This is a genomic window from Aquabacterium sp. (genome assembly GCF_004297345.1).
Classification (GTDB): domain Bacteria; phylum Pseudomonadota; class Gammaproteobacteria; order Burkholderiales; family Burkholderiaceae_C; genus Aquabacterium.
On the sequence record NZ_SCTN01000280.1, the window covers coordinates 1 to 8,808 of the forward strand.

The 8,808-nt window shown below is 61.1% G+C and carries 7 protein-coding genes and 1 pseudogene; 3 read left to right on the top strand and 5 right to left on the bottom strand.

Annotated features, from left to right (window positions below; genetic code table 11):
• A partial coding sequence (locus EPO09_RS09735; protein ID WP_290642576.1) for a hypothetical protein occupies positions 1-1,468 on the top strand: 1,468 nt, incomplete at its 5' end.
• Between the two features lie 38 nt (positions 1,469-1,506).
• Here the strand turns inward: EPO09_RS09735 and EPO09_RS09740 are convergent.
• Complete coding sequence (locus EPO09_RS09740) at positions 1,507-2,340, bottom strand: hypothetical protein (protein ID WP_290642578.1); 834 nt, start codon at positions 2,338-2,340, stop codon at positions 1,507-1,509.
• Positions 2,341-2,401: 61 nt separating this feature from the next.
• The gene (locus EPO09_RS09745) at positions 2,402-2,857 is read right to left on the bottom strand and encodes a hypothetical protein (RefSeq protein ID WP_290642580.1); all 456 of its coding nucleotides are present in this window, start codon (positions 2,855-2,857) and stop codon (positions 2,402-2,404) included.
• 88 nt (positions 2,858-2,945) lie between these two features.
• Here EPO09_RS09745 and mgtA point away from each other — a divergent pair, with 88 nt between their 5' ends.
• Positions 2,946-5,573 carry a magnesium-translocating P-type ATPase gene (gene mgtA / locus EPO09_RS09750; RefSeq protein ID WP_290642582.1) on the top strand — a complete coding sequence of 876 codons (2,628 nt, stop codon included), beginning with the start codon at positions 2,946-2,948 and terminating at the stop codon, positions 5,571-5,573.
• On the opposite strand, the gene EPO09_RS09755 is transcribed toward mgtA, so the two are convergent.
• Complete coding sequence (locus EPO09_RS09755; protein WP_290642584.1) at positions 5,560-5,985, bottom strand: hypothetical protein; 426 nt, start codon at positions 5,983-5,985, stop codon at positions 5,560-5,562. The genes mgtA and EPO09_RS09755 overlap by 14 nt on opposite strands.
• A gap of 231 nt (positions 5,986-6,216) precedes the next feature.
• Here EPO09_RS09755 and EPO09_RS09760 point away from each other — a divergent pair, with 231 nt between their 5' ends.
• On the top strand, positions 6,217-7,767 hold the full coding sequence (locus tag EPO09_RS09760; RefSeq protein ID WP_290642586.1) for a methyl-accepting chemotaxis protein: 1,551 nt from the start codon (positions 6,217-6,219) through the stop codon (positions 7,765-7,767).
• Positions 7,768-7,776: 9 nt separating this feature from the next.
• On the opposite strand, the gene fghA is transcribed toward EPO09_RS09760, so the two are convergent.
• Together fghA and EPO09_RS09770 are read right to left on the bottom strand one after the other, a co-directional pair.
• Positions 7,777-8,637, bottom strand: a complete 861-nt coding sequence (fghA, locus tag EPO09_RS09765; protein ID WP_290642588.1) for an S-formylglutathione hydrolase — start codon at positions 8,635-8,637, stop codon at positions 7,777-7,779.
• Positions 8,638-8,664: 27 nt separating this feature from the next.
• A pseudogene (locus EPO09_RS09770) lies at positions 8,665-8,808 on the bottom strand (S-(hydroxymethyl)glutathione dehydrogenase); the annotation flags it as partial.

Here is an 8,808-nt window from a genome sequence, read left to right on the forward strand (position 1 = left end):
TGGCAGCCGCCTGGATCTGGCGCATCCTGGCTTTTCGGTGAAGTTCACCTACAACAACGAAACGACCTATGGCTTCTGGGGATTCTGGGGGCTGTGGTTGCCTGATTCCGCCCTGGCACATGTGGCTGCGCACGAAGGCACATTGCAGCGCCGCAATGGCGAAACGGACGAAACGCTGACGGTGGATCACTATGGCGGCAAGCTGTGGCGCTTGAGCCGTCATACCGCCCCGCTCAGTGAGTTCAAGAACGTGTCGATGATGTACTGGTCACACGATGCAATTGGCTCGGGGCCGGCCGATACCAGCTACGAGTTGAAGTGGGACGGCACGCACCTGAGTGCCATGGGTTATCAGCAGTGCGGCGGCAATGGCTGCTCGCCTTCGTCGTTCAACGCGCCTGTTGTTTTGAACGCTGCCACTTTGCTTGGCGCCAACCTGCACGTCCTGCCGGTGTTCTTCCCATCTGGTGGTGGCAGCGGCGGCCTGGTGGTACCGCAAGGCCACGACTTCACGGGATCGGAATTGGTGACCTACCGCGGCCGTGATGTGGTGGACCCCAGTTCGGCCAGCGATCTGACGCTCCATTGCGTCAGCATGTGCCCCCAAGGTGGTTCGGCTTTGACGGCCGCCTTGGCTTCTGCGCCATTCCAGGATGCAGGTGTGTGGGGCCCGTCAACGGCCGTGTATGACTACAGCTTCACGGCTGCGACGGGCATGCTCAATACCGGCTTGAGCGCCAACCCCAACACCGAGGTGGACGCATCAGGCGTCAGCAAGAGTGCCATGGGCAGCAATAACCAGTGGGGCCTGACCAGTGGCTCGATGGTGGATGCGGCGCATTTGAGCAGCATCCAGTGCGATACGGCAGGGCGCGGTTCCGCTGACAATGGCCATGGAACCCTGGATCACTACTGCACCAACCTGATCGATCAGGTGGAGACCATCTACCAATGGGAAACCGGGCCGAATCAGTGGAACCAGTTCTATGGACCTCACGGCATCACGATTTCGGCGCCTTTGTCCTTGAGTCTGGCTGCGTCCTACAGCAACCCCGATACCAACGGGACGAACAACATCAAGGGCATCCGGGCGGCTGACTACGACGGCACGTCCGTGCAGTTGCAGCTCAATGGGTTCGGCAATCTGCAAGGTATCCCTGGGCGTTGTGTCAATCCGGCGGACAACACATCTGCGTCGTGTGGCCCCAATACCCGTTGGGTGCCCGCTTTCAGTATCGAGGCCGGTGCGGATCTCAACAGTGGCGCTTATTACGTCAAGCCGCTGGCCAGTGAGTTGCGTCTGGGCAAAGTGACCAGTTGCCCCGCCTTGTCGTCTGCCATCACGACGGCATCCACTCTGGGCTTGCCTACCAGTGCCCTGGTGAGCCTGGATCCCAAGCCGACGATCGGTGCGGAGCCCACTCCAGGCAGCTCCAAGCCGGCTGTGATCGATGGGGTGGTGCAGTGAGCCTTCGCCAGTGAGGCGGCCTGGATGGCCGCCCTTTTTCATGGGCTGTTGGCGTTTGTTGGCGCAGAGGCGGTGGCATCGCAAGGGGCACTGGTGATCTGGCTGCCTTCCAGCTGCCAGCACAGGTCGGCCTGGCTTGAATGACTGTCAGGTGGTTCTGCCCGAACCAGCCCTTGCAGTGCAGGCCAGATGCGGGCCTGATCGGCATCTTGCGTGCATGACAGTTGCGCCGTCTGCTGCATCAGTGCGATCCGCAGTTTGCAGGCCCCCGCCAGGGCTTGGTTCTGCAGTTGCTGGCCTAGCGGCGTGATGCGATCAAGCAGTTGGCGTCGGATGTTGTCCATGGCCTGCAGGCGTTGGACATCCGGCCCAAGCGGCATGGGCGCTGGCGCAACGCTGGACATCCACCTCCCGCGCCCGATTGGTCGCGATATGACGGGGGCGAACATGCTGGCCAATGTCGCGCCGGCTTGCGATGCGGCTGGTGCGGGCGTTTCTGCCACGGCAGGTGTGGGATCCTGCGTGGCGAGCGGCGAATCCTGATGGCGGGTAGCGGCGGTCGATGCGGCCGCCATGGCGGGAGTCGGTGCTGTGACGGCGGCCGGAGGGACTTGGGCTCGCGGTGCGAGGCCTTGCGGCCTGACTTCGGTACGGGCCAATGCCTCGCGGACGGGTGTCTGTTGTGCCTTGGGCGGGGTGGCCAGCTGCACGGTCAACCCGCCACGTTGACGTCCCATGCTGGGCGCAGGCCCGGCATGGCGATACCAGTTGTAAATGCCGGCGGCGACCAGCGCGTGTGCCAACACCGAGAGCACCAAGGCCCCTCCCATGCCGGGTAGGGGCAGGCCTGCGGTCCACTTTGGCGTTTGCATCCGGCGACGATAGCGGGCGTGATGCCGCTGCCATCTCCGAAAAAACGCCTTGTCAGATGGGTCAGTTCAGCAGACCGTTGAAAGCGTAGGTGCCGACTTTACTGGCCACGTCCTGGATGTCGTGAAGCATGTTCACGTAATATTCATCAACCCTGAAGACCTTGCCTTTGTAGCTCACGGCGCCAATGATTTCGTCCTTGGTACCCGTGAGTGCACCGCCAATGACCAGGCCAGCATAGGTCGGGCGTTCGCTGAAGCTGACGATGGTGAAGACGGCCTCGCTGTCGTCGCTGATTTTCTTGCCGGCGTTGTGTGCGGCGATGGCGTAGCCTGCGGCAATCAGGCCGGGAATGCGATCAGGCACATTGCATCGGCAATCGCTGACCACTTTGAGCTTGGGAACCGTGGCGGATGCGCTTGTCGTGGGGGCATTGGCATACGGGTTGGAGGCGCAGCCGGAAAGCACGGCCATGGACATGGCCAGACAAGCTGCGCCAAATTTGAACTTCACTGACATCGGGTCTCCTCGGTTTGGTGGTTCAAGCCTACCAGCTTCGCGCAGCTGTCACGATTGAATGGCGAGAATTGGGAGGATGATGTCTTCCATGAGCAGCCCTCCGATGCCTGAACGCTTGCCTGACCAGTTGTTGGTTGATCTTGCCACCCGCCCTGTTGGCGAGCGCCTCTCGCTTTTGGAAACTGATGCGCGCGGACTACTGGAGCCAGAGGCTCGCAGGAGATTGGCGCAATGGGGGCCGAATCAGGTTTCGCCACCGGGTACGCGCAAGTTGCTGGTGCAACTGGTGCAGCGGGTGGCCAATCCCCTGAACTTCCTGTTGTTCGGGCTGTCACTGGTGTCGCTGTTAACGGGCAATGCCGAATCGGCTGCGCTGATTTTCCTGATGGTGGTGCTCAGCATCACCCTGGGTTTTGTGCAGGAACGGCGCTCTGACCGGGCCGCTGTGGCCTTGCGCGCCATGGTGCACACCACGGCAGCCGTGCTGCGCCGCCAGGATGCTCGGGCATCGGCAGGGCCCACTGAAGCTGAGATGGCACCTCAGGAGTTGCCCATCGCGCAACTGGTGCCGGGTGACATCGTGCATCTGTCCGTCGGTGACCTGATCCCGGCTGACGTGTTGCTGCTCAGCGCGCGTGATTTCTTCGTCAACGAAGCGGCCTTGACGGGCGAGTCTCTGCCAGTCGAGAAATACGCATTGTGTGAATCCCCGGGTGTGGACACCATGGCCTTGCGCAACGCCTGTTTCATGGGCACGCATGTGGCCAGTGGCTCGGCCACGGCTGTGGTGGTGAACACAGGGGCTCGCGCTGTGTTTGGCGGCATCGCTCAGGCCATGACGGGCCAGCGCGGCCCCAGCAGTTTTGACCAGGGCCTCAACCGCTTTACCTGGTTGATGTTGCGCTTCATGATGGTCATGGTGCCTCTGGTGTTCCTGGTCAATGGGTTGACCAAGGGCAACTGGGTTGAAGCGCTGTTGTTCGCCACGGCGGTGGCGGTGGGGCTGACGCCAGAGATGTTGCCCATGCTGGTCACGGTCAACCTCGCCAAAGGGGCGTTGACCATGTCGCGCAAGAAGGTCATCGTCAAGCGCCTGCAGGCGATCCAGAACTTTGGCGCGATGGACGTGCTGTGTACCGACAAGACCGGTACGCTCACACAAGATCGCATCATTTTGGAAAAGTATGTGGATCTGGACGGCCAGTCCAGCGACTGGGTCCTGGATTTCGCCTACCTCAACAGCTATTACCAGTCGGGGCTCAAGAGCCAGCTGGACCAGGCTGTGCTCAAGTACACCGAGGTGCACGAGAAGCTGCATGCTCAGGGTGCATACCTGAAGGTCGATGAGATCCCGTTTGACTTTCAGCGCCGCCGCATGTCGGTGGTGGTTGAGGGGCAGGGGCAGCGCTTGCTGATCTGCAAAGGTGCAGTCGAGGAGGTATTTGCCGCTTGTGCGCAAGCCGAATCGGGCGGACGGCGTTTTGCGCTGGATGAAAGCCATCTGGCGCGCGTACAAGCCACCAGTCGGGCGCTCAATGAAGATGGCTTTCGCGTGATCGCCATTGCATACAAGCCCTTGCCGGAAAACCAGCCGCCCGTGAGCGTGGCTGATGAATGCGATCTCGTGCTGCTGGGTTTCATCGCTTTCCTGGATCCGCCCAAGGAGGGCGTGAAGGAGGCTTTGTCCGCCCTGTCTCGCCATGGTGTGGCCGTGAAAATTCTGACGGGTGATAACGAGGTGGTCACGCGCAAGATCTGTCGTGACGTGGCCTTGCACATCGACCGCATCTTGCTGGGCCGGGAGATCGAGGCGATGAGCGACGCCGCGCTCGGCGAGGCTGTCGAGCAGACGCAGGTGTTTGCCAAGTTGTCGCCCGGGCAGAAGTCCAGGGTGATCCAGGCCTTGCGTTCACGTGGCCATGTGGTTGGTTATCTGGGCGATGGCATCAACGACGGCCCGGCTTTGCAGGCCGCGGACGTGGGCGTTTCGGTGGACACAGCCGTGGACATCGCCAAGGAGTCCGCCGACATCATCCTGCTGCAAAAGAGCCTGCTGGTGCTGGACGATGGTGTGATCGAAGGCCGCAAGGTGTTCGGCAACCTGCTCAAGTACATCCGCATGGGGGCCAGCTCCAACTTCGGCAACATGTTCAGCGTGTTGGGTGCCAGCGCCTGGCTGCCCTTTCTGCCCATGGCACCGATTCAGGTGCTGACCAACAACCTGCTGTACGACATCTCGCAGACGGCGATTCCATCCGACGAGGTGGATGAGGAAGAGTTGTCTCAGCCCCGGCACTGGGACATCAGCCACATTGCCCGCTATATCTTGATGATCGGGCCGATCAGCTCGCTGTTCGACTACGCCACCTTTGCGCTGATGTACTTCTATTTCAAGGCTCAGGTGCCGGCGCAAGATGCGCTCTTCCACACAGGCTGGTTTGTGGAGTCCTTGCTGTCGCAGACGCTGATCATCCACGTGATCCGCACCGGGCGCTTGCCCTTTATCCAGAGCCGCGCCAGCCGCGCTTTGACGGGAACCACGCTGGCTGTGTGCGCGCTTGGCGTGTTCTTGCCTTACTCGCCGCTGGCGTCGTCGCTGGGGTTGGTGCCTTTGCCCTGGCGCTACTGGGTCGCGCTGACGGGCATCTTGCTGAGTTATCTCAGCGTGACCACCCTGGCCACGCGCTGGATGCGCCGGCGCTTCAATCTGGCTTGACGGTTACGGTCTCGATCAATTGCTCCGGGCCTCGGCGCATGCCGCCGCCATCGAAGTGCGTGACGTTCTGGCGCTCGTAGAACTTCAAGGTGGCGCTGGCGGCATGAGCTTGGCCCAAGGCTTGCCGGGTGGCGCTCACAATGCGGGCGCGCTCGCTGGCGTCGGTCACCTCATAGATCACGAAGGTGGGCTTGCCGCCACTGCCTGGGTGGGCGTAGAGCACCTTGCCCTGGCTGGTTTTGTCAACCTCGACGCGTGGGTGGAATTGCCCGTAGGAGGCGATCACCGGGGCGGCCAGGGCATTGGCGATGTCCACATCACGGAAATCCGGGATGTGAAATGCCGTCCACAAAAGGAAAGACAGCACGCAGGCGCCCACCACTGCCACGCCTCGAATCACGTACTTGACCATGCGTCACCACCGGAAATCAAAGCAGCAAGGATAGCGCCAGCGCTTGACCAGGGTTTGTAAAGTCTTTTGTTCCTAAAGCACCTGTTGTGCGCGAATAAATCACCGGTTGTGGTTTCAAGTTTCTCATCCGGTGGCCGAAATTCCTCGCATGTTTCGGCAAAGGCGTTGCTGCTCGCCTGGGTTTGCCTCATGTGGAGTCGATTGCAGCCAACATGCAAATGGGTGTGTCTCATGAACCTGTCAGACATCAAGCTGGGCAAAAAGCTGGGTGTGGCTTTTGCCTTTGTCGTGCTGTTGAATCTGTCTGTTGGTGGTTTTGCCCTGCTGCAGATGAGCAACATCAATGCGAACACAGAAGACATCGCTACCAATTGGCTGCCCAGCGTCAAAGTTTTGGGTGAATTGCTGGATGCCTTGGCAGAGAACCGCCGAGCGGAATCGCAGCACATACTGGCAGATGACGAGCACGATCATGTCGTTCAGGATGAACGCATGGCCAAAGCCCAGAAGGCGGTGTCGGAGTTGCTTGCTCGATATGAGCCGATGATCTCATCGCCCGAAGAGCGCAAGCTGGCTGATCAAATCAAGCAGCAAGCCAAAACCTATCTGGACATCAGCGTCAAGCTCGTCGCGTTGTCCAAGCATGGCGAGTCAGGCCTTACTGATGCGCGGCAGATGTACAAGCACGAAGCGCGCGAAGCCTTTCAGGCTTTGCGCAAGACGTTGGATGAAGACATCGTCATGAACAACAAGGGGGCTGATGCGGCTTACGCGGCATCGCAGTCAACCTATAGCCAGTCTCGCGGCTGGGTGATCGCGTTGCTGGTGGGCTCGGTGGCCCTGGCCTCCTTCCTGGCGCTGTGGATCACGCGCATGGTGACGGGGCCGGTCAATGAGGCGGCCGGCGTGGCGCGCCGCATTGCGGATGGGGATCTGTCTGCGCGGATCAAGGCACAAGGTTCTGACGAAGTCGGCACCTTGATGCAGGCTTTGGTGGACATGCAGGAGAACCTCGTCCAGATGGTCGGCGGTGTGCGCATGGGCGCCGAGAGCGTGGCTACGGCCAGCTCGCAGATCGCACAGGGCAATCAGGATCTGAGCCAGCGTACGGAAGAGCAGGCCTCGGCGCTACAGCAAACGGCCGCGTCCATGGAGCAACTGGGCTCGACCGTGAACCAGAACGCAGACAGTGCCCGTCAGGCCAATCAACTGGCCAATGGCGCCTCTACCGTGGCCATTCAGGGCGGGGAGGTGGTCGGCCAGGTGGTCGAGACCATGCGCGAGATCAATGACAGCTCGCGCAAGATCTCCGACATCATCACCGTGATCGACGGCATCGCCTTCCAGACCAATATCCTGGCTTTGAATGCGGCTGTGGAGGCCGCCCGTGCCGGTGAGCAAGGCCGTGGCTTTGCCGTGGTGGCCGGTGAGGTGCGCAACCTGGCGCAGCGCTCGGCAGAAGCGGCCAAGGAGATCAAGTCCTTGATTGGCGCCAGCGTGGAGCGCGTCGAGCGCGGCTCCAGCCTGGTGGACCAGGCCGGCTCGACCATGCAGGAAGTGGTGAACGCCATCCGCCGTGTCAATGACATCGTGGGTGAGATCACCAGCGCCAGTGCGGAGCAAAGCTCGGGCGTGTCGCAGGTGAGCGATGCCGTCAGCCAGATGGACCAGGCCACGCAGCAGAACGCTGCCTTGGTGGAAGAAAGCGCCGCCGCGGCTGAAAGCCTGAAGCAGCAGGCGCAACAACTTGTTCAGTCGGTGTCGGTGTTCAAGTTGAACTGACTGGCGGACTCAAGCTGGCGTCAAGGCACGGGCGTGGTGGGCCAGATGGTCCGCCACAAAGCTCTGGATGAAGTAGTAGCCGTGGTCATAGCCCTCGTGGCGACGCAACGCAAGAGGCTGCGCGATCTTCGCGCAAGCCTCTTCGAACTTTTCAGGGTGCAGTTGCGTGGGCAGGAACTTGTCGGCCAGGCCTTGGTCGATCAGGATGCCATCCGGGTAGGGCGGCATGGGGTACTCGGCCATCAAGGCGCTGGCATCGTGCGCCAGCCATGAGGTGCGATCCAGCCCCAGGTAGCCGCTGAAGGCTTTTTCGCCCCATGGGCACTGGGTGGGCGCGCAGATCGGGGCCAGGGCAGACAGGCTCTTGAACAGGCCCGGATTGCGCAGGGCCAGCGTCAAGGCGCCGTGTCCACCCATCGAGTGACCAAAGATGCCCATGCGATCGGTGTCAATGGGCAGGTGATGGCTCATCAGCGTGGGCAATTCTTGCGTGATGTAGGTTTCCATCTGCCACGCGGCTGACCATGGGCGCTCGGTTGCGTCCAGGTAGAAGCTGGCCGCCTCGCCGAAGTCCCACGCTTCATTGGCTTCGTCCAGATCGGTGTCGCGAGGGCTGGTATCCGGCGTCAGCAGGGCCAGGCCCAGGCGAGCAGCATATTGCTGCGCGCCGGCCTTGATCGCAAAGGTTTCTTCCGAACAGGTCAAACCAGCCAGGTAGATCACAACAGGCACCTTCTGCCCTTGCAAGGCCTGTGGCGGCAGATACAGGCCGAACTGCATGGGCAGGCCGATGGCGCCCGATGCGTGGCGGTAAAAACGCTGCACGCCGCCAAAGCAGGCGTGCTCCGTCAGCAATTGAAGTGTGCCCATCGGTTGGTTCCCTGGCATGTCAAAACCTCAGTAGATCACCACAGAGCGAATCGACTCACCCCGTTTCATCAAATCAAAGCCTTCGTTGATTTGATCCAGACGAAGCTTGTGCGTGATCAGGCTGTCGATGTTGAGCTTGCCGTCCATGTACCAGTCCACGATCTTGGGCAC